Source organism: Ralstonia mojiangensis, assembly GCF_023955645.1.
In the GTDB taxonomy this organism is placed as follows: domain Bacteria; phylum Pseudomonadota; class Gammaproteobacteria; order Burkholderiales; family Burkholderiaceae; genus Ralstonia; species Ralstonia mojiangensis.
In genome coordinates, this window is the sequence record NZ_JAMXHU010000002.1 from 117,420 (window position 1) to 141,289 (window position 23,870).

The 23,870-nt window shown below is 65.7% G+C and carries 22 protein-coding genes; 17 read left to right on the top strand and 5 right to left on the bottom strand.

Annotated elements, in window-relative coordinates; all coding sequences use genetic code 11:
- Positions 1–4 precede the first annotated feature (4 nt).
- From NG898_RS07230 to NG898_RS07245, 4 genes are all read left to right on the top strand, one after another.
- On the top strand, positions 5–757 hold the full coding sequence (locus tag NG898_RS07230; protein WP_252691715.1) for a lysophospholipid acyltransferase family protein: 753 nt from the start codon (positions 5–7) through the stop codon (positions 755–757).
- Positions 754–1,632, top strand: coding sequence for a M48 family metallopeptidase (locus tag NG898_RS07235; protein ID WP_252691716.1), 879 nt, complete (start codon positions 754–756; stop codon positions 1,630–1,632). Before NG898_RS07230 ends, NG898_RS07235 begins: the two co-directional genes overlap by 4 nt.
- A 122-nt stretch (positions 1,633–1,754) precedes the next feature.
- Entirely contained in the window at positions 1,755–2,162 is a 408-nt protein-coding gene (gene gloA, locus NG898_RS07240; protein WP_252691717.1) for a lactoylglutathione lyase, read from the top strand.
- Positions 2,146–3,051 (top strand): DMT family transporter, encoded by a 906-nt coding sequence (locus NG898_RS07245; protein WP_252691718.1) that lies wholly within the window; start codon positions 2,146–2,148, stop codon positions 3,049–3,051. The genes gloA and NG898_RS07245 overlap by 17 nt, the downstream gene beginning before the upstream one ends.
- On the opposite strand, the gene rsmA is transcribed toward NG898_RS07245, so the two are convergent.
- From rsmA to NG898_RS07265, 4 genes are all read right to left on the bottom strand, one after another.
- A complete protein-coding gene (gene rsmA / locus NG898_RS07250) occupies positions 3,038–3,883 on the bottom strand; it encodes a 16S rRNA (adenine(1518)-N(6)/adenine(1519)-N(6))-dimethyltransferase RsmA (protein WP_252691719.1) in 846 nt (281 codons plus the stop codon). The genes NG898_RS07245 and rsmA overlap by 14 nt on opposite strands.
- A gap of 31 nt (positions 3,884–3,914) precedes the next feature.
- Complete coding sequence (gene pdxA, locus NG898_RS07255) at positions 3,915–4,931, bottom strand: 4-hydroxythreonine-4-phosphate dehydrogenase PdxA (RefSeq protein WP_252691720.1); 1,017 nt, start codon at positions 4,929–4,931, stop codon at positions 3,915–3,917.
- An 87-nt stretch (positions 4,932–5,018) separates the two neighbouring features.
- A complete protein-coding gene (locus tag NG898_RS07260; RefSeq protein ID WP_252691721.1) occupies positions 5,019–6,521 on the bottom strand; it encodes a peptidylprolyl isomerase in 1,503 nt (500 codons plus the stop codon).
- A complete protein-coding gene (locus NG898_RS07265) occupies positions 6,514–8,943 on the bottom strand; it encodes an LPS-assembly protein LptD (RefSeq protein ID WP_252691722.1) in 2,430 nt (809 codons plus the stop codon). The genes NG898_RS07260 and NG898_RS07265 overlap by 8 nt, the downstream gene beginning before the upstream one ends.
- 176 nt (positions 8,944–9,119) lie before the next feature.
- Here NG898_RS07265 and NG898_RS07270 point away from each other — a divergent pair, with 176 nt between their 5' ends.
- The 4 genes from NG898_RS07270 to murU are packed head-to-tail and all read left to right on the top strand — an operon-like array spanning position 9,120 to position 11,954.
- Positions 9,120–10,193 (top strand): aminoglycoside phosphotransferase family protein, encoded by a 1,074-nt coding sequence (locus tag NG898_RS07270; protein ID WP_252691723.1) that lies wholly within the window; start codon positions 9,120–9,122, stop codon positions 10,191–10,193.
- Positions 10,193–10,921, top strand: a complete 729-nt coding sequence (locus NG898_RS07275) for an AzlC family ABC transporter permease (protein ID WP_252691724.1) — start codon at positions 10,193–10,195, stop codon at positions 10,919–10,921. The genes NG898_RS07270 and NG898_RS07275 overlap by 1 nt, the downstream gene beginning before the upstream one ends.
- The gene (locus NG898_RS07280; protein ID WP_252691725.1) at positions 10,918–11,244 is read left to right on the top strand and encodes an AzlD domain-containing protein; all 327 of its coding nucleotides are present in this window, start codon (positions 10,918–10,920) and stop codon (positions 11,242–11,244) included. The genes NG898_RS07275 and NG898_RS07280 overlap by 4 nt, the downstream gene beginning before the upstream one ends.
- Before the next feature lie 17 nt (positions 11,245–11,261).
- Positions 11,262–11,954 carry an N-acetylmuramate alpha-1-phosphate uridylyltransferase MurU gene (gene murU / locus NG898_RS07285; RefSeq protein ID WP_252692496.1) on the top strand — a complete coding sequence of 231 codons (693 nt, stop codon included), beginning with the start codon at positions 11,262–11,264 and terminating at the stop codon, positions 11,952–11,954.
- Between the two features lie 4 nt (positions 11,955–11,958).
- Here the strand turns inward: murU and NG898_RS07290 are convergent, their stop codons facing one another.
- Positions 11,959–14,016 carry a putative bifunctional diguanylate cyclase/phosphodiesterase gene (locus NG898_RS07290; RefSeq protein ID WP_252691726.1) on the bottom strand — a complete coding sequence of 686 codons (2,058 nt, stop codon included), beginning with the start codon at positions 14,014–14,016 and terminating at the stop codon, positions 11,959–11,961.
- A 226-nt stretch (positions 14,017–14,242) separates the two neighbouring features.
- On the opposite strand from NG898_RS07290, the gene NG898_RS07295 reads away from it, so the two are divergent.
- The 9 genes from NG898_RS07295 to ruvA all read left to right on the top strand — a co-directional run bounded on the left by NG898_RS07295 (position 14,243) and on the right by ruvA (position 23,834).
- Positions 14,243–15,622: an aminopeptidase P N-terminal domain-containing protein gene (locus NG898_RS07295; protein ID WP_252691727.1), complete on the top strand. Its 1,380-nt coding sequence runs from the start codon at positions 14,243–14,245 to the stop codon at positions 15,620–15,622.
- Positions 15,619–16,854, top strand: a complete 1,236-nt coding sequence (locus tag NG898_RS07300; protein ID WP_252691728.1) for a UbiH/UbiF/VisC/COQ6 family ubiquinone biosynthesis hydroxylase — start codon at positions 15,619–15,621, stop codon at positions 16,852–16,854. The genes NG898_RS07295 and NG898_RS07300 overlap by 4 nt, the downstream gene beginning before the upstream one ends.
- A gap of 3 nt (positions 16,855–16,857) precedes the next feature.
- Positions 16,858–18,141: an NAD(P)/FAD-dependent oxidoreductase gene (locus NG898_RS07305; protein WP_252691729.1), complete on the top strand. Its 1,284-nt coding sequence runs from the start codon at positions 16,858–16,860 to the stop codon at positions 18,139–18,141.
- Between the two features lie 194 nt (positions 18,142–18,335).
- Positions 18,336–19,403 (top strand): tRNA dihydrouridine synthase DusB, encoded by a 1,068-nt coding sequence (gene dusB, locus NG898_RS07310; protein WP_252691730.1) that lies wholly within the window; start codon positions 18,336–18,338, stop codon positions 19,401–19,403.
- Positions 19,400–19,633 (top strand): Fis family transcriptional regulator, encoded by a 234-nt coding sequence (locus NG898_RS07315; RefSeq protein WP_004635563.1) that lies wholly within the window; start codon positions 19,400–19,402, stop codon positions 19,631–19,633. Before dusB ends, NG898_RS07315 begins: the two co-directional genes overlap by 4 nt.
- 96 nt (positions 19,634–19,729) lie before the next feature.
- Positions 19,730–21,304: a bifunctional phosphoribosylaminoimidazolecarboxamide formyltransferase/IMP cyclohydrolase gene (gene purH / locus NG898_RS07320; protein WP_252691732.1), complete on the top strand. Its 1,575-nt coding sequence runs from the start codon at positions 19,730–19,732 to the stop codon at positions 21,302–21,304.
- 83 nt (positions 21,305–21,387) lie between these two features.
- Positions 21,388–21,933, top strand: a complete 546-nt coding sequence (gene ruvC / locus NG898_RS07325; RefSeq protein ID WP_024976629.1) for a crossover junction endodeoxyribonuclease RuvC — start codon at positions 21,388–21,390, stop codon at positions 21,931–21,933.
- Between the two features lie 79 nt (positions 21,934–22,012).
- Positions 22,013–23,152: a glycerophosphodiester phosphodiesterase gene (locus NG898_RS07330; protein ID WP_252691733.1), complete on the top strand. Its 1,140-nt coding sequence runs from the start codon at positions 22,013–22,015 to the stop codon at positions 23,150–23,152.
- 100 nt (positions 23,153–23,252) lie between these two features.
- A complete protein-coding gene (ruvA, locus tag NG898_RS07335; protein ID WP_012761185.1) occupies positions 23,253–23,834 on the top strand; it encodes a Holliday junction branch migration protein RuvA in 582 nt (193 codons plus the stop codon).
- The last annotated feature ends 36 nt before the right edge of the window (positions 23,835–23,870 follow it).

Below are 23,870 nucleotides of genomic sequence, written 5' to 3' on the forward strand. Positions count from 1 at the left end.
CCCAATGACTTTTATCCGTTCGCTGCTGTACCTGGTTTTCCTGATCGTCTGGACACCGATTTACGCGGTGGCCTGCTTCATCGTCTTTCCGTTCATGAACCCGCACCGCCGTTTCTGGATGGTGTCCGGCTGGACGAAGTCTGCAATCTGGATGGCGCGCTGGCTGCTCGGCATCCGTTGGCAATACCAGGGCTGGGAGCACATCGAGGAAGCCGTCGCCACCAACAAGCAGGTGGTACTGCTTTCCAAGCATCAGTCAGCGTGGGAAACCATGGCCTATGTTGCGACCATGCCACGCCCGCTGTGCTACGTCTTCAAGCGCGAACTGCTGTATGTGCCGTTCTTCGGATGGGCGCTCGGCATGCTCAAGATGGTGCACATCAACCGCAAGGACGGCGCCAATGCGTTCACCTCGGTCGCGCGCCAGGGCAAGGAGCGCCTTGCAGATGGCGCATGGGTGATCATGTTTCCGGAAGGCACGCGCACGCGCTCGGGCGACCCGAAACCGCGCTACAAGAGCGGCGGCGCGCGCTTTGCCGTCGATACCGGCGCATGGGTCATCCCCATCGCGCACAACTCCGGCCGCGTGTGGCCGCGCAATTCGTTCCTGAAGCATCCGGGCTTGATCACCCTGTCGGTCGGGCCGGCCATTCCGAGCGCTGGCAAGACCAGCGACGAGCTCAACCGCGAAGTCGAAGCGTGGATCGAAACAGAAATGCGTAGAATCGACGCCGATAGCTACCGCGAGCACGCATGAAACTGCTGCGCCCACCGACTTCGCCCACCCCCGCCGACAGCGTCCAGCTTGAGCTGCCGCTGCTCGCGCCTGAGGCCCCGTCGCCTTCGCAGCCGCCTGACGCGTCCCTCCTCGCCCCACCCGCACTCGACTTTTCCACCGCACCGCTCGGCCCCAACCAGCGCCGTCTGACGCTGGGCGAGCGCGCGCTCATCTATAACCTCAAGCGTTCGTCGCGGCGCACTATCGGCTTTGTCATCGATGATCGCGGCTTGTCGATCACGGCGCCACGCTGGGTCACACTGGCCGAGATCGAACACGCCATCGCCGAAAAGCAGAAGTGGATCTTCGCCAAGCTGGCCGAATGGCGCACGAACGCCGCACGCCGCATGCTGCCGCCGATGGAGTGGCAAGACGGCGCTGCGCTGCCCTTCCTCGGCAAGACGATCACGCTCAAGCTGGAGTCACCGATCGGCGCGTTGATGTTCGATGCCGACACCGGCGTGCTGCACCTGGGCCTGCCGCCCACCACCACCGAGCAACAGATCAAGGACCGCGTGCAAGGCTGGCTGCAGACGCAAGCGCGACGCCTCTTCGGAGAGCGGCTCGAAGTGTATGCCGAGCGCCTGGGCGTGCGGCATAGCGCGTATGCGTTGTCGTCCGCCGCCACGCGGTGGGGCAGCTGCACGGCCGACGGCAAGATCCGTCTGAACTGGCGCCTTGTGCATTTCCCGCTGAGTCTGATCGACTACGTGGTTGCGCATGAGCTCGCGCATCTCAAGGAAATGAACCACAGCCCGCGCTTCTGGGACACGGTTGAGTCAATCTTCCCTGAGTTTCGCGAGGCGCGGGAGCAACTGCGCTCGCATCCACCGGAATACTTGCCGGCCTTCTGATCCGCCTCGCCCACGCCGCAACGGCGCACGAGGGATGCGGCTGCAGAAAGACCCTCGCCAGCACGCTCCGCCACACCCTCCTACAATATCGCCTTCCGCAGTCCCCCAAGGAAGGAAATCCCATGCGAATGCTCCACACCATGCTGCGCGTCGGCGACCTGCAGCGATCGATCGACTTCTACACCAAGGTGCTCGGCATGCAGCTGCTGCGCACCAGCGACAACCCCGAATACAAATACTCGCTCGCGTTCGTCGGCTACGGCCCGGAGGCCGGCAACACCGTCATCGAGCTGACCTACAACTACGGCGTAAACGAATACGACCTCGGTTCAGCATTCGGCCACCTTGCAATCGAGGTCGACAACGCGGCGCAGGCCTGCGACCAGATCCGCAACGCGGGCGGCAAAGTCACGCGCGAAGCCGGCCCGGTCAAGGGCGGCAGCACCATCATTGCGTTTGTGGAAGATCCGGACGGCTACAAGATCGAGCTGATCCAGGCGCGCTCCATGCCCGATGGCAACCGCCACTGACGCCATCCGCCGGCCGCTGGACGGCACCGCCATCGGCCTGATGGTGGTGCTGTGCATGTGCTGGGGCTTTCAGCAGGTCGCCATCAAGGTGGCGGCGCACGACGTGGGCCCTGTCATGCAGGCCGGCGTGCGCTCGGCGATTGCGTCGATCCTGGTGTTCGCATTTGCGCTCTGGCGCGGCACGTGCCTCTCGTTGCGCGACGGCACGCTGGCCAGTGGCCTGATGGCGGGCGTGCTGTTCGGCGTCGAGTTCCTGTGCATCTTCATCGGCCTGGGCTACACAACCGCCTCGCGCATGGCGGTGTTCCTCTACACGGCGCCTATCTTCACGGCGCTCGGCCTGCACTTCTTTGTGCCAGGCGAACACCTGCGCCCGCGGCAGTGGACGGGCATCGGCATTGCGTTTGCGGGGATCGTGCTGGCGTTTGCCGATGGTGTCCTGCACCCGGCGGCCGGGCCGTCGACCTCGTTGGGTGACGCGCTGGGCGTGGTGGCGGGCGCGCTGTGGGGCGCGACGACCATCGTCGTGCGGGCAAGCAAGCTCTCAGAAGCACCGGCTGCGAAGACGCTGCTGTACCAATTGGCCGTCTCGGCCGTGCTGCTGTTGTTGATGGCTGCCGGCACCGGCCAGGCCTTTACCGCGAACCTCACGCCCACGGCGCTGGCGAGCCTTGCCTACCAGTCTGTGCTGATCGCATTCGCCAGTTACCTGACGTGGTTCTGGCTGCTGCGCCGCTACCTGGCGTCGCGGTTGTCAGTGTTCTCGTTTCTGACGCCGCTGTTTGGCGTGGCGTTTGGCGTGCTGCTGTTGCACGAGCCGGTGGGCCTGCGGTTTGCGCTGGCGGCGGCGCTCGTGCTGTCGGGCATCCTGCTCGTCAATCTTCGCTAAGGTTAGAAACGCTGCCGGCGATGCGGTTGGCCGGCAGCGCGTTCGCCACGGCCACGAAATCTTCTACCGGCACTTCTTCTGCGCGGCGGCTCAGGTCAAAGCCAAGCGCTTCAAAATCGATCACATCGCGCAGTGCGCCCAGCGTGTTGCGCAGCACCTTGCGCCGCTGCGAAAACGCCATCGTCACCACCGTGCCGAGCGCGCGCATGTCGACCGGCGCATACGGCGATTTATCGGCTGGCCAGGGAATCATCCGCACCACCGCTGAATCCACCTTGGGCGGCGGGTTGAACGAGCCCGGCGGCACATCCAGCACCAGCTCCATGTAGTACCGCACCTGCAGCATCACCGACAGCCGGCTGAACGCCTTGCTGCCCGGCGCGGCCACCATGCGGTCGACCACCTCTTTCTGCAGCATGAAATGCTGATCGCGCACGCGGTCGGCGAACCTGGCCAGATGGAACAGCAGCGGGCTCGAGATGTTGTACGGCAGGTTACCGACGATGCGCAGCGGCCGGTCCGGCTCCACCAGCGAACCGAAATCAAACACAAGTGCATCGCCTGCATGCACGATCAGCCGATCGCCGAAACGCTTCTGCAAGCGCGCGACGAGGTCACGGTCCAGCTCGACCACCTGCAGCGTGCGCACGCGCTCCATGAGCGGCACGGTGAGCGCGCCGAGGCCCGGGCCGATTTCGACGAGCACGTCGTCGGGCTTTGGATCAATGGCGGCAACGATGGCGTGGATCACGCCGTCATCGACCAGGAAGTTCTGGCCGAAGCGCTTGCGGGCCTGGTGCCCCTGGTGAACGCCGGTCGTGGATCGTGCCATTGCGAACTCGAAATCGAAAAGGTGAAGAAACTCAGGAACGTGCATTGTGCCGCGCCATGGCGATGGCGGTATCGATCGCCTCGATCATGCTGCCGAACTCGGCGCGACCCGTGCCCGCCAAGTCCAGCGCCGTACCGTGGTCCACCGACGTGCGCACGAACGGCAGGCCCAGCGTGATATTCACGCCATGCCCGAAGGTGCCGTACTTGAGCGGCGCCAAGCCTTGGTCGTGGTACATCGCCAGCACGCAATCGGCCTCGGTAAGAAGCCGCGGCTGGAACAGCGTGTCGGCCGGATACGGACCGCGCGCATCGATTCCGCGCGCACGCGCACGCGCGATGGCCGGCTCGATCACCTCGATCTCTTCGCGGCCGAGGTGACCTGATTCACCCGCATGCGGATTCAGCCCCGTCACGAGAATGCGCGGCGCGGTCAAGCCGAAGCGCGTGCGCAAATCACGTTGCACGATGTCGAGCGTTTCGTCGAGCACTGCGGGTGTGATAGCGTCCGGCACCTCGCGCAACGGCAAATGCGTCGTGGCCAGCGCCACGCGCAGCATGGTGTTGTCGTGTGCCGGCTGCGGGCCAGCGAGCATCATCACCACGCGCGGCGTGCGGCTGCGCTCTGCCAAGTATTCGGTATGGCCGGTAAACGGCACGCCTGCGTCGTTGATCGTGCTCTTCTGCACCGGTGCTGTGACCATCGCGTCATAACGGACGCCGTCCGCCGTGCCAATCTGGCAGCCATCAATGGCCGCGTCGAGCAGGCCGAGCACATAGCGGCCGTTGGTTGCATCGAGCACGCCAGCGCGCACTGGCGCACCCAGCGGGCGCTCCACAATAGTCAGCGCCGTGGAGGCAACACGCCAGAAATCGCCCTGCCCGATCGCGTCAGCGCGCGCCTGCAGCAATGCCGCATCGCCAATCACGTGCCACTGCACATCGGCGTAACGCGGCGACGCCTGTCGGGCCAAGTGCAGCAACGCAGCCACGGTGATATCGGGGCCGATACCGGCAGGTTCTCCGGTGGTGATGGCAATGTTCAGCATGCAGCGCTTTCCTGCGATGGATTCCCGTTGGTCTAGAAACGCCACGGCCGCCCGCAGGCGGCCGTGAGCGATGCGGATGTCCGTAGCTTACTGCTGACGGTTCACGCGGTATTCCACGTGGGCCGAGTCGCGCAGCTCACGCAGCCAATCTTCATAGGCGGCCTGCACCTTCTGCTCGCGGATCACCGAACGTGCGTAGTCGCGCTGGCGGTCTCCCGACACCTCTGCCTCGCGACGACCTTCCACCTGGATCAGATGCACACCGAACTGGCTCTGCACCGGCTGCGACACATCACCGGGCTTGAGCTGGTTCATCGCCTGCTCGAATTCCGGCACCAACTGACCCGGTGACACCCAGCCCAGTTCGCCACCCGCACCGGCCGAACCGTCCTGCGAATACCGGCGAGCCGCGTCGCCAAAGTCATAGCCGTGCACGATCCGATCGCGCAGGCCCGCCAACTGGCGGCGCGCGTCTTCTGCCGACATCGTCGGACCGGTCTTGATCAGAATGTGGCGCACTTGCGTCTGCTGCACCTTGGCGGCAATCGCCGTGCTCGGTGCGCGCTTCTCCAACAGCTTGATCACGTGATAACCAGCCGGGCTTTCGACCACTTGGCTCGCCACCTGGCCGGCCTTCATGTCGACCACCGCGTTGGCAAACACAGCCGGCAAGCGACCGATCGGACGCAGCCCAAGTTCGCCGCCTTGCGAGGCATCCTGGGCGCCCGAATTGTCACGCGCCAGCTTGGCGAAATCCGCACCGCCCAGTGCTTGTTTGAGCAGGGCTTCGGCCTTGCTGCGTGCTGCGGCCTTCTCGGCATCCGTGGCGCTTTCGGCGACCGGCACGAGAATCTGCGCGACGTTGTATTGCTGCTCGCCAGCCGGGGCCGTGCCGCCGCCCTGCTGCGCCAGATAGTTATCGATCTCGCCGTCGTAGACCTGCACCTTGGAGTCGACCTCGCGCTCGCGCAGGCGAGCCAGCAGGATTTCCTGACGCAGGTCGTCGCGGTACTTGTCGTACGTCATGCCGGCGTCCTTCAGCTTGCTCTTGAGCTGCGGGACGGACAGATTGTTGCGCTGGGCCACGCTTTCCACCGCACGATCCACATCGGCATCGGACACGCGGATGCCGCTTTCCTTGGCGGTCTGCGCCTGCACGCGCTCCAGGATCAGTTGCTCAAGCACTTCGCCGAGCATATCTGCGCGCGGCGGCAGCGGACGGTTCTGTGCGCGGAACGTGCGCTCCACCAGATCCGCGCGGTTAAGCAGTTCGCGGCGGGTGATGACGTCAGTGTTGACCACGGCCACCACTTCATCGACCAGTTGGCTGCGCGGCGCGCCCGGAGCCGTCGGCTCGGGCAGCGTGCCCTGCAGCAGCGGCTGGCTTGGCGACGAACCCGGGTTGGCGAAGATGCCACGCACAGGAGCGCTCTTTTTTGCCGATTGCGCCTGCTGCGCGTAGACGGCTGGTGCCAGCGTGGTCCCCGCCATCAGCGCGACCAGCACGCTGGTGGCGACACGCAAGCGGCCCAGAGGAGCCACACGCGTGGCGAAAGCGGTCGATTGGAAAGCCATGATGTCGTTATTCATATTGATCCAGCACGGACGGCGTGATCGGCTGCGCGGTCACCGGCTGGTAGCCGGGCACGTTCAGACGAATCACGTCGATCGGATTGTTCCCCACCTTCGACAAACCCTTGAATTCGATCTGGGCAAAGATATGCGTCGTATAGCCTGAAACCGCATTGCTGTAGCGCTGTACCGCCAGTCGGCCGACCCAGCAGTCCGCCACATACTCGAGGCCAAGCAGCATATCCGACGGCTTGCGCGCGTTCAGGTCATAACCGACGCGGCCCAGGCCGTAGAGGCGCCGCGTGATCGGCCACTGCGTTGAGATATCGGCCTGTTCCAGCGGAAGCTGACCGGTATTCGCGTCTTGCCGGTAATAGCGGTAGCCGAGGTTGATCACCTTGTTCGCTTCCGGCTTCCAGCTGAATGCCACGGTCGAGCGCATGATGCGATCGATGTCCTGATTGTACTGAAGGTTCGTGTCGAAGAAGATGCCGCGGAACATCTGGATCGTGGTCGCGCCCAGAAGGTCCGAATAGCGGCGCACCGACGTCGGCGCCGCCCCCGCCAGCGTCACGCGCTGTCCTTCAAAATCGATGCGTTGCGCGATCGTGGCCCGCAAGCGCTCAATGCCTGACTCAGCCTCAATGAAACGCGTGGTCACGCCAGCCGTCAGTTTGTTGTTGTCGGCAATTCGGTCATAGCCGGTGTACGGATTCTCCGTAAAGATCTGGCCGAGGTTGTAGTCCGACTGACCCGTATCGAACAACGGAATCTGCGACTGATCGCGATACGGCGTGTACACGTAGAACACGCGTGGCTCCAGCGTCTGGATGTAGCTCACGCCAAACAGCTTGGTGACCAGCGGCGCATCGCGCTCAAAGGTCATGCCCGAATCGAGCGAGAACGTGGGCAGCGTGCGATTGATCTGCGTGTCCTGCGTATCGCCTGCGGGACGATCCAGACGGTATGCGGTCGTATTCAGGATGAACTTCGGCGTGACGTACCAGCCCGGACGGATGATCGGGTAGCTGATCGTCGGCTGCATGAACAGCCGCTCGCCCTGGACAGTATTGGCCGTTGGGATCGAGAACCGGGTGTAATCGGTCAGGAAATTAACGTCAAAGCCGCCAAGGTCGTACTTGTTATAGGTCAGGCTCAACTGCGGCAGTCGCTCATACGGTGCTGCCAGTGGCGTTGTGGCGGTCGACAGAGTCTGGAACTTCTGCACACGCGCCAACGCAACCCAGTCGCCGAACGAATAAGTCACCCCGCCTTCCTGGGTGTACTGACGCTGCGTCGCCGTGACGATGCTGCGGCCCAGGTCATCCGGGTAGGTGTTATCGGAGACCTTGTTGTAGTTGATGTAGCCGGTCAGGCCAGGCGCCAGGCGCTGGGTGTGCAACGCCGAAATCGACCAGCGGTTGCGACCTGCCTCACGATCATCGGGCAGGAATTCGCCGCGCAGGACGCCGCTGTACGACGTATCGAGATAGCGGTATTCGGCGCCAAGCTGCAGGCCACGCTGGCTCAGCAGACGGGGGTACAACGTCAGATCGCGATTCGGCGCGATGTTGAAGTAATAGGGCAGCGTAATGTCTGTCCCGCTGCGGCTGTTGTAGCCGAAGACCGGTGCCAGGAAGCCGCTGCGACGGTCGTCATTGAGCGGGAAGTCCATGATCGGCGCGGCAAACACCGGCACGCCGAAGAAGTGCAGTACGCCGTTGCGGCCAGTGCCGACCTGGCGGTCGCTGTCGATGTCGATGCGGCTCGCGCTGAAGTACCAGTCGACGTTGTCGGGCGAGCACGTGGTGTACGTACCGCGCGTGATGCGGCTGTTGTCCTTGTCGATAAAGTCGATGCGGTCTGCGGTGCCACGGCCACCGGTCGAGTGGAACTCGTAGGTCGGCGTGCTGAGGGTGCCTTCGTTGGCGGTGACTTTGAGCTTGGCATCCGGCCCGGTGACGAGCGTGCCGCCCTTGAACAGACGCACGTTGCCAGTGGCGGTCGCAACGTCGGTGTCCTGGTTGTAGTCAAGCGTGTCGCCCTTGAGCACCGAACCGTTGCGGCGCAATTCGCCATTGCCGCGCAGATGGATGTCTTCGTTGGTGCGGCCGTCCATCTTGTCGGCCGCGGTAAATGTGGGGACAGTGTTGTCCGGTCGCTGGACGGGCTCGGCCATCTTGGGCACCAGCGGACTGCCGCCAGGCGTGGTCGGGCCGGACGTGGCCAGCGCTGTCACCGACGAGGCTGGGGTAACAGCAGGCGCCGTCGCCTGCGTGGTGTCCGCGCTCTGCGCCGCGGACGTCGCCGTCCAGACACCGGCCACCGCGAACACCAGCGGGCGCAATGCCAGCGTGCCACGCCGGTTGGCGGGCCGCTGATCGGGCGCGGCAACAGCAGCGCGCTGCCGGTTTTTCCTGGCTCGGTTCGGTTCGGTCATGCAGATCGGGAACAGGGCCGCGCGCGCAACGGCACGCACAGGCACAAAATCAGTCAGTACTGCGGTCAATTCCGCCGTCGGACGCGGCCTGGACGGGGCCGGCGCTCGCTCGTGGCGAAACTCGGTCGGGTATTATACGGGGCTTCCTTCCAGCCTCATTCCAGCATTCTCTCAGCATGGCTTCGACCCCTGGCGCCGCAGCAGGCGCAACCGACGCACGCCTCAGTCAACTGCGCGACTGGCTCGGCACATTGCCCCCCGCCCGCGGCCTGCGCATCGACACGCTGCAGCCCGCTTCGGCCGATGCCAGCTTCCGCCGCTATTTCCGCCTGGACAGCGCAGTCAGTGGCAAACCCGGCACGCTGGTCGTCATGGACGCCCCGCCGCCGCAGGAAGACTGCCGCCCGTTCGTCCATGTGGCAGGCCTGCTGAATGGCGCCGGCGTGCATGCACCTCAGGTGCTGGAGCAGGATCTCGCGCAGGGCTTCCTCCTGCTGACCGACCTGGGCCCGCAAACGTATCTGCAATCGCTGCGCGAACGCAATTTCGACCTCGCCTACGCCGATACGCTGTTCCGCCCGGCCATCCATACCCTGGTGCGGTGGCAGTTGGCCTCGCGCGAGGGAGAGCTGCCTCCGTACGACGAAGCGCTGCTGCGCCGCGAGCTGTCGCTGTTTCCCGACTGGTATGTCGATCGCCACCTGCAACGCCCTTTGGACGCCACGCAGCGCGAATCGCTCGACAAGGTGTTCAAGCTGCTGGTCGACAGCGCCTTGGCCCAGCCGCGCGTGTACGTGCACCGTGACTACATGCCGCGCAACCTGATGATCAACGCGGCCGACCCATCGCAGCCGGGCGTGCTGGACTTCCAGGACGCCGTCTACGGACCGATCACCTACGACGCCGCCTCGCTGCTGCGCGACGCCTTCCTGTCGTGGGATGAAGAGCAGGAGCTGGATTGGGCCGTGCGCTACTGGGAAGCTGCCCGCGCAGCCAAGCTGCCGGTCGATGACGACTTCGGCGAGTTCTACCGCGCCCTCGAATGGATGGGCGCGCAACGCCATCTGAAAGTGGCCGGCATCTTCGCGCGCCTGTGCTACCGAGACGGCAAGAACGGCTACGTGGAAGACACCCCGCGCTTCATCGCCTACCTGCGCCGCGTGTGCAGCCGCTACAACGCGCTGGCACCGCTGGCCCGCCTGCTCGATCAACTCGAAGATCGCGCACAGAAGATCGGCTACACGTTCTGATGGCTTCCCCCCGCGCCGTCGAGTTTCGCGCCGGCATGCTGGCACTGGCGCCCATGCTGCTCGGCGTGGTGCCGTTCGGCATGATCTACGGCGTGCTGGCCACGTCCGCGGGCATGCCCGCGTGGCTTGCCGTCGCGATGAGCGCCATCGTTTTCGGTGGCGCCTCGCAGATGATTCTTGTGCAGTTGTGGGCCGGTGGCGCGCCGGCGCTGGTGATTGCGGCGACGGTCTCGATGGTGAATCTGCGGCACGCGCTGTATTCGGCCAGCATTGCGCCGGCGCTGGCACACCTCCCTCGCCGCTGGAAATGGCTGATCGCCTATCTGCTGACCGACGAAGCCTTCGCCGCCATGAACCGCCGCGTCGTCACCGCGCAGCCCGGCAGCGAGGAAGCCGCCTTCCGCCACTGGTATTTCCTTGGCGCTGGCGTGGCACTGTGGTCAAGCTGGCAGGCGTCGACGATCGTTGGCGTGCTGCTGGGCGCGCAGGTGCCTACGACATGGCCGCTCGACTTCTTCCTGCCACTCACGTTCATCGCCATCGTGGTGCCGGCGCTGCGCACGCGCGCGCAACTGGCTGCAGCGTTGGCCGGCGCCGCGCTGGCCGTCGCGTGGACGGGCTGGCCGCACAAGCTCGGGCTGATGAGCGCGGCGTGCGTGGGCATTGCCGTCGGCGCGTTGGTTGAGCGCTTGCTGGCTCGGCCGTCCAACAAGGGGGCTGCTGCATGAAAGCCCTGATCCTCTTCGGCGTGCTGCTGATTGCCGGCGCGGCGACCTACCTGATCCGCCTATCGTTCATCGCCCTGGAAGGGCGCATGAACCTGCCGATGTGGTTCCGCAACGCGCTGCCCTACGTGCCGGCCGCGATGCTGACCGCGCTGATCGCGCCCGACCTGCTGATGCGCGACAGCGCGCTCGCGGTGTCGGTCGACAACCCTCGCCTGCTTGCCGGCATCGTCGCCATCGTCATCGCACGGGTGACGAAGAGCGCGATGTGGACCATCGCCGGCGGCATGGCTGTGCTGCTGATTCTCATGAAGGTGATGGCTTGAATTCCACGACGCGTGCCATGATTTTTGCGGCGGGCCGCGGCGACCGCATGCGCCCGCTGACCGACCACACGCCCAAGCCTCTGCTCAACGTGGGCGGCAAACCGCTGATCGTCTGGCAGATCGAGCGCTTGGCCGCGGCCGGCGTGCGCGACATTGTCATCAACCACGCGTGGCTCGGCGCGCAGATCGAAGCCGCGCTCGGGGATGGCAGCAAGTGGGGCGTGCGCCTCGCGTATTCGCCAGAAGGGCAAGCGCTGGAGACGGCGGGCGGTGTCGCCCAGGCGATGCCGCTGCTGCATGCCGGCGATGGGCACAGCGTATTCATTGCCGTCAGCGGCGATGTGTTCTGCGATTACGACTACGCCGCACTGTGCGACCGAGCGCCGGCAATGGCCGCGCAAGCGACGCCCGGCATGCACTTGGTGATGGTGCCCAATCCGCCCTACCATCTGCGCGGCGATTTCGCGCTGGATAGCGAAGGCACGCTCCACGCTGACGGCGCTGAGCGCCTCACGTTCGGCAACATCGGCTTGTACGACACGCGCCTATTTGCCGGCATCACGCCCGGCTCGCGACTGGCGATGACGCCGCTGTACCACCAGGCCATCGCCGAAGGTCGCGCCACCGGTGAACGCTTCGACGGCCGGTGGGAAAACGTCGGCACGCCCGCCCAGCTGGCCGCACTCGACGCAGAACTCGCGGCGCGCTAAGCGCTTACGCCATCGCGGCGCTCAATGATTCCGCCGTCATCGGGCGGCCCAGCAGGTAACCTTGCAGCGAGTGACAACCGAGCCGCGTCAGGAACGCCTGCTGCTCGGCCGTCTCCACACCTTCTGCGACGATGCGCAGGTTCAGCGTCTGGCCCAGTGCCACGATGGCCGAGACGATAGCCGCGTCTTCCGTGTCGTGCGCCAGATCGCGCACAAAGCCGCGGTCGATCTTCAGCTCGCTGGCCGGCAAACGCTTGAGATACAGCAGGCTGGAATAGCCGGTGCCAAAATCGTCGATCGAAATCCGCACGCACATCGCGTCGAGCTGCTGCAGGATCTGCAAGCTGGCATCGACATCGCGCATGGCGGTCGACTCCGTAATCTCAAGCGTCAGGCTGCGCGGGTCCAGCGCATGGCGCGCGAGCGTGTCGCGCACGGTGTCGATGAGCGCGGCATGGCCAAACTGCAGCGCAGATAGATTCACTGCGACCGTCCAGGCGGTGCGCCCCTCGCGGTGCCATTGCGCCATCTGGCGACAGGCTTCGTCCAGCACCCACGCGCCCAGCGGCACGATCAGGCCGGTCTTTTCGGCCAGCGGGATGAACTCGTCGGCGGGCACCAAACCGCGCTGCGGATGCTGCCAGCGCACCAGCGCCTCCACGCCCATGATCGGCCCATTGGGCGCGTTGAACTTGGGCTGATAGTGCAGCACGAGTTCGTTGCGCTCGACCGCCCGTCGCAGGTCTTGCACGAGCTGCAACTGCTGATGCACGTCGGCATTCATGGAGGGCTCGAAAAAGCTGTAGGCGTTGCGGCCCAAGCCCTTCGCGTGGTACATCGCCGCGTCGGCATTGGTCAGCAGATCGTGCTGGTTGCCGCCGTCGCCCGGGTAGATCGCGATGCCGATGCTGGTGGAAACGCGCAACTCGTGACCGCCGGCCATGAAGGGCTCGCGCACCACCTCCAGCAGCGCGTCGGCCAGGGTGCCGGCGTCTTCCGGATCGTCCACGTAGGCGAGCACGACGAATTCATCGCCGCCGACACGCGCTACGGTGTCCTGCTGGCGTACCCGCGCGCCGATGCGCTGCGCGACGTCGATCAGCAGCAGATCGCCCACATGGTGGCCATAGACATCGTTGACGGCCTTGAAACCGTCCAGGTCCATGAACATCAGCGCGAAGCGGCGCTTCTCGCGTTCGGCCGTGCGGATCGCCTGGGTCAGGCGGTCTTCCAGCAGCACGCGGTTGGAAAGCTTGGTCAGGTTGTCGTGCAGCGCGAGGTAAGCCAACTCCTTATTGGCCGCGGCCAGTGAATTCGCCAGCAAGGCGGTGCGCGCTTCCATGCGCAAGTCGAGCACCGAGATGATCAGCGCGATGGCCAGCACCGCCAGCGTCACGATGATGATGACCAACGCCAGCCATTCGGCACTCGCGCCGGTGTGCGCAGCGCCGCACACACTGCCGAATGGAAACGATGCCGCCGACATGCCCGTGTAGTGCATGCCGACGATGGCCACGCCCATCACCACCGCCGAACCGGCACGCAGTGCACGAACGCGTCGCGACTGCCGCCGCAGGCGGAACGCGATCCACAGCGCCACGCCGGAGGCCAGCACTGCAATCACGATTGACAGCCCAAACCGCGCGGGGTCGTATTGGATGCCCGGGCTCATGCGCAGCGCGGCCATGCCGGTGTAATGCATGCCCGCGACGCCCGCGCCCATGAGCAGCGCGCCGCCCGCCAGACGCGGCCACGGCAATTCACGCCGGCTGACCAGCCACAACGCAAACATCGACGCCCCGATACCGATGGCGAGCGACGCAAGCGTGATCCCGACGTCATATCCAACCGGAATCGGCAGGTTCAGCGCCAGCATGCCGACAAAGTGCATCGACCAGATGCCCAGCCCCATGGCCGAGGCGCCGCCGATGAGCCACGACAACGCCGCGCGGCCGTGTGCGGTGACGACACGTCCCGCCATATCCAGCGCCGTATACGACGCCAGGATGGCCACGAAGAGGGAAAGCAGGACGAGAAGAGGGTTGTAACTGCTGGCGAGCATCGGTTCTCCTGGGCAGGCCGATCCAATGCGGCCAATCCACTGCAGGCGGAGGTCGCAACCGGGATACAAAACAGGTCAGTATTAACGGCGGCCGCCGCCCGAGACTTTAGGAGAGGCCGTCCGCACCGCACAAGTCTCCTTTTGGGTGTGGCCATGCCCCTCCCGGAATCCCCGTCAGACGCGGCGTTACAATCGACGCATCCTTTCTGCCGCTGGAAAACACGCCATGTCCGCCACTGAACTCGCTTTCCTCCAGACCTATCGCCAGCGCCGCGAGCGCGTCGTGCAGTGGCTGCGCGCGGCGGGGGGCGGAGTCGCCATCGTGCCGACCGCGCCCGAAGCGATGCGCAACCGCGACAGCGACTACCCCTACCGGCACGACAGCTACTTCTATTACCTGACCGGCTTTACCGAGCCCGAAGCGGTGCTCGCCATCGTGGTACCCGCGGGCAGCGCGCCCGCGCGCAGCGTGCTGTTCTGTCGCCCGAAGCATGAAGAGCGCGAAATCTGGGACGGCTTCCGCTTCGGCCCCGAAGCCGCGAAGGAAGCCTTCGGCCTGGATGAGGCGCACTCGGTGGAAGAGATCGACGCGACGCTGCCCAAGCTGCTCGCCAACGCTGCCGCCGTGGCATATCCGCTGGCTGAAAGCGGCACGTTCGACCGCCGCATGCGCCGCTGGCTCGACGCGGTGCGCATGCAGGGCCGCGCGGGGGTGTCGTCGCCGCACCAGGCGCTGGACGTGCGCGCCATCCTCGACGAGCTGCGCCTGTTCAAAGACCCGAGCGAACTCGACATCATGCGCCGCGCCGGACGCATCTCTGCTGGAGCGCATGTGCGCGCCATGCAGGCCTCGCGCGCCGGGCTGCGTGAATACCATCTCGAAGCCGAACTGCTGTACGAATTCCGCCGCCACGGTGCGCAAAGCGTCGCCTACAACTCCATCGTGGCGACGGGCCCCAACGCGTGCGTGTTGCACTACCGCGCGGGCAACGCCGAACTGCGCGACGGCGATCTCTGCCTGATCGACGCCGGCTGCGAGCTGGACGGCTACGCGTCGGACATCACCCGCACGTTCCCCGTGAACGGCCGCTTCACCGCCCCGCAACGCGAGCTGTATGAGCTCGTGGTTGCCGCGCAGGAAGCCGCCATTGCCGAAACGCGCCCAGGCGTGCCGTATAACGTGCCCCACGACGCTGCCACACGTGTGCTGGCGCAAGGCATGCTCGACACCGGCCTGCTCGACGCCAACAAGGTCGGCACCCTCGATGACGTGATCGCCGGTGGTCAATACCGCCAGTTCTACATGCACCGCACCGGCCACTGGCTCGGCATGGACGTGCACGACGTGGGCGAATACCGCACGCCTGGCACCGCCGCCCCCGCCGAAGGCGAACGCCCGTGGCGCCCGCTGGAAGCCGGCATGGTGCTGACCGTCGAACCCGGCATCTACGTGCGCCCCGCGCCCGGCGTGCCGGAACAGTATTGGCACATCGGTATCCGCATTGAAGACGACGCCATCGTCACGCCGGAAGGCTGCGAAATCATCACGCGCGACGTGCCCGTGGCCCCAGACGAAATCGAACTGGTGATGCGGAGCCAGGCATGACCGACAGCATCACAGCGAACAGCGCCCCCCCGGACTTCGACGTCGCCATCGTCGGCGCGGGGCCTGTCGGGCTGGCGCTGGCGAACTGGTTGCTGCGCGACACCGACTGGCGCATCGCCCTGTTCGATGCGCGCGATGCCGAAGCCGCCGCGCGAGACCCGCGCTCGCTGGCGCTCTCGCATGGCTCGCGCGTGCTGCTGCAGGAGATTGGCGGCTGGCCCACGCGCGCCACGCCCATCACGCACATTCATGTCTCGCAGCGCGGTCACTTCGGGCAGGCGCATATCTGCCGTGAAGACTACGACGTCCCCGCGCTCGGCCACGTCGTGCAATACGGCGACCTGAGCGCCGCGCTCAACGCCGCACTTGCCACGCAGATGGCGCGCTACCCGAATCGCCTCACCCGCTACGACCACACGCCCGTGGAGCGCGTCGAGCAACTGCCACGTGCTGACGGCACCGTCGCGCCCGCCCGCGTGCGTGCGCTACGCGAAGGGCGTCATCCGCTGGCCATCGAAACCGAAGTCGTCATCCAGGCCGAAGGCGGCTTGTTCGACGACGCACGCAAACAGCAAGGCGGTATCGGCCACGCGCGGCGCCGCGACTACGGCCAGACCGCCATCGTCGCGCACGTGCGCTGCAGCGCGCCGCTGGAAGGCTGGGCGTGGGAGCGCTTCACACCCCAAGGCCCACTCGCATTGCTGCCGCAGGATGACGCGCAAGGTCCCGGCTATGCGCTCGTCTGGTGCTGCGCGCCCGACGAAGCACGCCGACGCGCAACGTTGCCTGACGACGCCTTCCTCGCTGAACTGAGCGCTGCCTTTGGCGAGCGCATGGGCCGCTTCACGCACGCCAGCGCGCGCCACACATTCGCGCTCGGGCTGCATGCCCAGCGCATTCCGGTCGACCGCCGTGTCGCCGCGATCGGCAATGCCGCGCAGACGATCCACCCCGTGGCGGGCCAGGGCTTCAACCTCGGCCTGCGCGATGCGTTCGAAATGGCGCGTGCGCTTCGGGATGGGGCAACGGCGGCAACTCTCGCCCGTTTCGCCCGCGAACGCGCGTTTGACCGCGCCGTCACCATCGGCCTGACCGATTTGCTGCCGCGCGCGTTTGCCGTGCCGGGCCGGCCCTTTGGCCACCTGCGCGGCGCGGCGCTGACGCTGCTGGAATGCCTGCCGCCGCTCAAGCACGGGCTGGCCAGGCAGATGATGTTCGGGCAGCGGGGCTAACGCGTGGCAACTCCCGAGGTCAGCGCTACTGGCGATCGCCAGCAGATCACGGTGGTAGGCGCCGGCATTGTCGGCACGGCGTGCGCGCTACAACTGCAACGGGAAGGCCATCAGGTCACGCTGCTCGATCAGGCCGGCATTGGCGAAGGCTGCTCGTTCGGGAACGCCGGCTGCCTGAGCGTGGCGTCGGTCGTGCCGATGGCGCTGCCGGGCATGCTCAAGCAGGTGCCCAAGTGGCTGGCCGATCCGATGGGTCCGCTGACGGTGCGTTGGCCCTATCTGCCGCGCGCGTTGCCCTGGCTGCTGCAATGGGTGCTCGCGGGCAATGAGGCGCAGGCCCGTGCGACGGCGCAGCCGCTGGCGAGTCTTTTCAGCGCGACCTTCCCCGGTTATCGCAACCTGCTCGACGCCGCGCAATACGACGGCCTGATCCGTCAGAGCGGCCATTTGTATGTGTGGCGCACACTGGCGCGCTCGTCGGGCGATGTGCTGGCGCAAGCCATTCGCGATGCCACCGGCGTACGCTCGCGAGCCGTGAGCGCCGGTGAAGCCCGCGAACTGGAGCCCGCATTGGCCGCCGACATCCAATCCGGTTTGCTGCTGCCGGACAACGGTTTCACGGTCAATCCGGAACGGCTGGTCAAGACGCTGGCGGCCAACTTTGCCGCAGCGGGCGGCACCTTCATGCGCCGCAAGGTGTTGGACGTGGAATTCGGCCGAAGCGACTACGGCGGCCCGACGCGGCTGCACACCGATTGCGGCACGCTGCCGGTGTCGAAGCTCGTGCTGTGCGCCGGTGCGTGGTCGATGCGGCTGGGCGCGAAGCTCACCAGCATCCGCATTCCGCTCGACACCGAACGCGGCTATCACGCCACGCTGCGCGCGCCCACCGTGCAGCCCTCGCGGCCGATCATGGATTGCGAGCGCAAGTTCATCGCCACGCCCATGGAAGGCGGATTGCGCATTGCCGGCACCGTGGAGATCGGCGGGTTGGACGCGCCGCCCGACTACCGCCGCGCGCGCATCCTCATGCAACAGGGCCAACAGCTCTTTCCGGGCCTCAGATTCTCGGATGACAGCCAATGGATGGGCCATCGGCCCTCCTTGCCCGACAGCTTGCCCGTCATCGACCGCTCGGAGCGCCATCGCAACGTGCTCTTCGCGTTCGGGCACGGCCATTTGGGCATGACGGGCGCGCCGGGCACCGCCCGACTCATCGCCGATCTGATCAGCGAGCGCGCGCCTTTCATCGACGCCCGCCCCTACGGCCTGCAGCGGTTCCGCTAGCGCTAGCCAAGGCAAGAACCCCGCCGCCGACCGCACTGCCGCATAGTTTGTGCACAACATTTAGGCAATCCGGCGGTTTGGCGGTAAAATCCCGTCCTCGCATTTTTCACTCCCGTCGCTCCGCCCGATCGTCATCCGACTCTGGGCGGAAGGGGTGATTTTTCGTTTCTTTCAGCCGCTTCTCCTCGCCAGCCTTGCAGATCGGACCGCATACCCTCCGCAACAACCTGTTCGTCGCCCCCATGGCGGGCGTGACGGACCGCCCGTTCCGTCAGCTGTGCAAACGGCTGGGCGCGGGCTATGCGGTGTCGGAAATGGTCGCGTCCAACGCGCAGCTGTGGAAAAGCGAGAAGACGATGCGGCGCGCCAACCACACGGGCGAGGTCGAACCAATCGCCGTGCAGATTGCCGGCGCCGAGCCGATGATGATGGCCGAGGCCGCACGCTACAACGTCGATCGCGGCGCGCAGATCATCGACATCAACATGGGCTGCCCGGCCAAGAAGGTATGCAACGTGGCCGCCGGTTCCGCTCTGCTGCAGAACGAGCCGCTGGTCCAGCGCATCGTCGAGGCCGTGGTCGGCGCAGTGGGCGATCGCGTGCCTGTGACGCTGAAGATCCGCACCGGGTGGGACCGCGAACACCGCAACGCATTGAGCGTGGCGCGCATTGCGCAGGATGCCGGTATCAGCATGCTGACCGTGCACGGCCGCACGCGCGCCGATCTGTATCACGGTGATGCTGAATACGACACAATCGCCGCGGTCAAGGCGTCGGTGCGCATTCCGGTGGTGGCCAACGGCGATATCACCACGCCGGCCAAGGCCAAGCACGTGCTGGCCGTGACCGGCGCCGACGCCATCATGATCGGCCGCGCGGCGCAGGGGCGCCCGTGGCTGTTCCGCGAGATTTCCCACTTCCTGCAAACCGGCACGCTGCTGCCGGCGCCGGAAGTGGAAGAGATTCGCGGCATCATGAATGCGCATCTGGAAGAGCACTACGCGTTCTATGGCGAATACACCGGCGTGCGCACCGCACGCAAGCACATCGCCTGGTACACGCGCGGGTTGGCGGGGGCCAACCTGTTCCGCCACCGCATGAACACCATCGAGGACACCGCGGCCCAGTTGGCCGCCGTCAACGCGTTCTTCGACGAGCAGCGTGCGCTGTCCGACCGTCTGGTCTACGAAGACCAGGCCACCGGTGGCGACCACCCCACGACGGGCAACAACGACAACAACAAGGAACTGCTTGCCGCATGAGCCGCAACCCGATCGAACGTTGCATCCGCGACAGCCTGGATGCGTATTACCGTGACCTGGACGGCGAGAACCCGTCCAACGTCTACGACATGGTGCTGCAGGCCATTGAGCGGCCGCTGCTGGAAACCGTGATGGAATGGGCTTCCAACAACCAGTCGCAGGCGGCCGACTACCTCGGCATCAACCGCAACACGCTGCGCAAGAAGTTGCAGCAGCACGGCCTCATCTGAGGTCGCAGGCCGACCTTTGAACCGATTTCCTTTCTGACGGCGCCTCCTGCCAGTTCGGCAAACCCAGCGCCACACCCGCCCACCGGCGTTTCCACCATGATCCAGCAAGCCCTGCTTTCCGTTTCCGACAAGACCGGCATCGTCGACTTTGCCCGTGCCCTGCACGAGCGCGGCGTCAAGCTCCTCTCCACCGGCGGCACCGCCAAGCTGCTCGCCGAGTCCGGCCTGCCCGTGACGGAAGTGGCGGACTACACGGGCTTTCCGGAAATGCTCGACGGCCGCGTCAAGACGCTGCACCCGAAGGTGCACGGCGGCATCCTGGCCCGCCGCGACCTGCCCGAGCACATGGCCGCGCTGTCCGAACACAGCATCCCGACCATCGACCTGCTGGTGGTGAACCTGTACCCGTTCCAGCAGACGGTCGCCAAGGACGAATGCTCGCTGGCCGACGCTATCGAGAACATCGATATCGGTGGCCCGACCATGCTGCGCTCGGCTGCCAAGAACCACCGCGATGTGACGGTCATCGTTGACCCGGCCGACTACGCCACCGTGCTGACCGAAATGCAGGCCAACAACAACACGGTTGGCTACGAGACCAATTTCATGCTGGCCAAGAAGGTGTTCGCGCACACCGCGCAGTACGACGGCGCGATCACGAATTACCTGACGAGCCTGGGCGCCGACAAGTCGCACAGCACGCGCAGCGCTTATCCGCAAACGCTGAACCTGGCCTTCGAGAAGGTGCAGGAAATGCGCTATGGCGAGAACCCGCACCAATCCGCCGCTTTCTACCGCGACCTCAAGGCCACGGACGGCGCGCTGGCAGCCTACAAGCAACTGCAGGGCAAGGAGCTGTCGTACAACAACATCGCCGACGCCGACGCCGCGTGGGAATGCGTGAAGTCGTTCGACCCGGCCAAGGGCGCCGCATGCGTGATCATCAAGCACGCTAATCCGTGCGGCGTGGCCATCGGCGGCACCGCGCAAGAGGCGTATGAAAAGGCCTTCAAGACCGACTCGACCTCGGCCTTCGGCGGCATCATCGCCTTCAACGTGCCGCTGGACGAAGCCGCGGCGCACATTGTCGCCAAGCAGTTCGTCGAAGTGCTGATCGCCCCGGGCTTCTCGGAAGGCGCACGAGCCGTGTTCGCAGGCAAGCAGAACGTCCGCGTGCTGGAAATTCCGCTGGGCAAGGGCGTGAACGCGTACGACTTCAAACGCGTTGGCGGCGGCCTGCTGGTGCAGAGCCCGGATGCCAAGAACGTGCAGCCGAGCGAGCTGCGCGTGGTCACCAAGCGCCACCCGACGCCGAAGGAAATGGACGACCTGATGTTTGCCTGGCGCGTTGCCAAGTTCGTCAAGTCCAACGCCATCGTGTTCTGCGGGGGCGGCATGACGCTGGGCGTGGGCGCCGGCCAGATGAGCCGCGTGGATTCCGCACGCATCGCCAGCATCAAGGCGCAGAACGCGGGCCTGACGCTGGCCGGTTCGGCCGTGGCGTCGGATGCGTTCTTCCCGTTCCGCGACGGCCTGGACGTGGTGGTCGATGCGGGCGCCTCGTGCGTGATTCAGCCGGGCGGCTCGGTGCGCGACGATGAAGTGATCGCCGCCGCCGACGAGCGCAACGTGGCGATGATCTTCACGGGCACCCGCCACTTCCGCCACTAAACGGCACGGTCGTTCGACCGATCAGCGGGGCAAGGCGTAGACTGGCGCCTGCCCCGTTTTTCTTTTCTGCTCAGCTCCATTTCATGCGCATCCTCGGCATCGACCCCGGCCTTCGCACCACGGGTTTCGGCGTGCTCGAACGGCACGGCCACAAGCTCGTCTACGTGGCCTCGGGCACGATCAAGAGCAACGGCAATGCCGACCTGCCCAGTCGCCTGAAGACGCTGTACGACGGCGTCTCTGAACTGGTGAGCACATACCAGCCGGATTGCGCTTCCATCGAAAAGGTGTTCGTCAACGTCAACCCGCAATCGACCCTGCTGCTGGGTCAGGCGCGCGGCGCGGTGATCTGCGGCCTGATGAGCGGCAACCTGCCCGTGTTCGAATACACCGCGCTGCAACTGAAGCAAGCCGTGGTCGGCTACGGACGCGCCAACAAGGATCAGGTGCAGGAAATGGTCGTGCGCTTGCTCAACCTCGAAGGCAAACCCGGGGCGGATGCATCCGACGCGCTGGGCGTGGCGATCTGCCATGCGCACGGCGGCGAAACGCTCGCTGCCATGGCCGGGCTGGCGCCGCAGCTTGCGCAAAAGGGCTTGCGCGTGCGGCGCGGGCGCCTCGTCGGCTGACAGGATTCTTAAAGACGGTGGGTAGCTGCACCCACACGCGGCGACTACCATGCGGGGTACCCGTCTTCAGGAGCCCCCGATGCTGCGCCGTCTCGTCCTGCTGAGCCCGTTCGTCTTGATTGCCTCGCTGGCCTTGTCCGCCTGCCGGCTGGAATACAACCACGGCGGCGGCGGCGGCGGCAACACCACACCCATCGCCACCGTCCAGGTAATCGGCCATCGCGGTGCGCCTGCATTGCGGCCCGAGCACACGCTGGCCTCGTACCAGAAGGCCATCGACGACGGCGCGGACATCATCGAGCCGGATCTCGTCTCCACCAAAGACGGTGTGCTGGTTGCGCGCCACGAGAACGAAATCTCCGGCACGACCAACGTGGCCGACGTGGCAGCGTTTGCCGGCCGCAAGACCACCAAGACGATCGATGGCCAGAGCGTCACGGGCTGGTTCACGGAAGACTTCACGCTGGGTGAATTGAAAACGCTGCGCGCACGCGAGCGCATCCCCAGCATCCGCCCCGACAACGTCGCTTACAACGATCAGTTCGACATCCCCACACTCGACGAGATCATCGCGCTGGCGCGTGACCAATCCGCCAAGCTCGGCCGCAACATCGGAATCTATCCGGAGACGAAACACCCGACGTATTTCCAGTCGATCGGCCTGCCGCTGGAAGACCGGCTGATCGACGGCCTGCGCCGCGATGCCTTCACCGCCAGCCGTACGACGGTCTACATCCAGTCGTTCGAAGTCGCCAACCTCAAGGCCATCCGCAACAAGATCGGCAGCAGCCAGCCAAACTGGAAGCTCGTGCAGCTGATGGGCTCATCCGGACGACAGCCCTACGACTTTGTGGTCGCCAAAGACAGCCGCACCTTCGGCGACATGATGACCGGCCAAGGCATGCGCGACATTGCCGCATACGCTAACGGTGTCGGCCCGGACAAAAGCAGCATCATGGGCCTCGACGCGAACGGCAAGCTGACCGACCCGACCGATCTGATCCGCAACGCGCACAACGCCGGGCTGCTCGTCCACCCGTACACGTTCCGCCCCGAGAACACCTTTTTGCCGCCGTCGCTGCGCAGCGGTGCGGACAACACGCGCAACGTCAACGGCTCGATGACGGAGATCCAGACATTCCTGCGCGCTGGCGTCGACGGCTTCTTCACCGACGATCCTGCCGTCGGGCGTCAGGCCGTGTCGACCTTCAAACGCTAGTCTTCGCGCGTCGGAACCGTAGCGAGCGGCCGAGCCTGGATCGGGCCGCGCAGTAGGTTTCGGCTACACTGCGTCCCGTTTTGGAGGAGGAACCCCACCCATGATCGGACGCATCGCCGGGACGCTGATCGAAAAGAACCCGCCGCACCTGCTGGTCGATTGCCACGGCGTCGGCTACGAGATCGACGTGCCGATGAGCACGTTCTACAACCTCCCCGCCACCGGCGAGAAGGTCGTCCTGCTCACGCAACAGATCGTGCGCGAGGACGCGCACCTGCTCTACGGTTTCGGCACCGCCGCCGAGCGCGAAACCTTCCGCCAGCTCATCAAGATTTCGGGCATCGGCGCCCGCATCGCGCTGGCGGTGTTGTCGGGCATGTCAGTGGCCGAACTCGCGCAGGCCGTCACGCTGCAGGAAGCCGGGCGGCTGACACGCATTCCGGGGATCGGCAAGAAGACGGCCGAACGCCTGCTGCTCGAACTCAAGGGCAAGCTGGGCGCTGACCTCGGTGCCGTGCCGGGCGGCCCGGCCGTCTCGGACGACGCGGTCGACGTGCTCAACGCCTTGCTGGCGCTGGGGTATTCCGACAAGGAAGCGGCGCTGGCCATCAAGCAGGTGCCGGCCGGCACAGGCGTATCCGAGGGGATCAAGCTGGCGCTCAAGGCGCTGTCCAAGGGCTGACGCCCCGGCGCGGCAAGACGGTAGAATGGCCTGCTC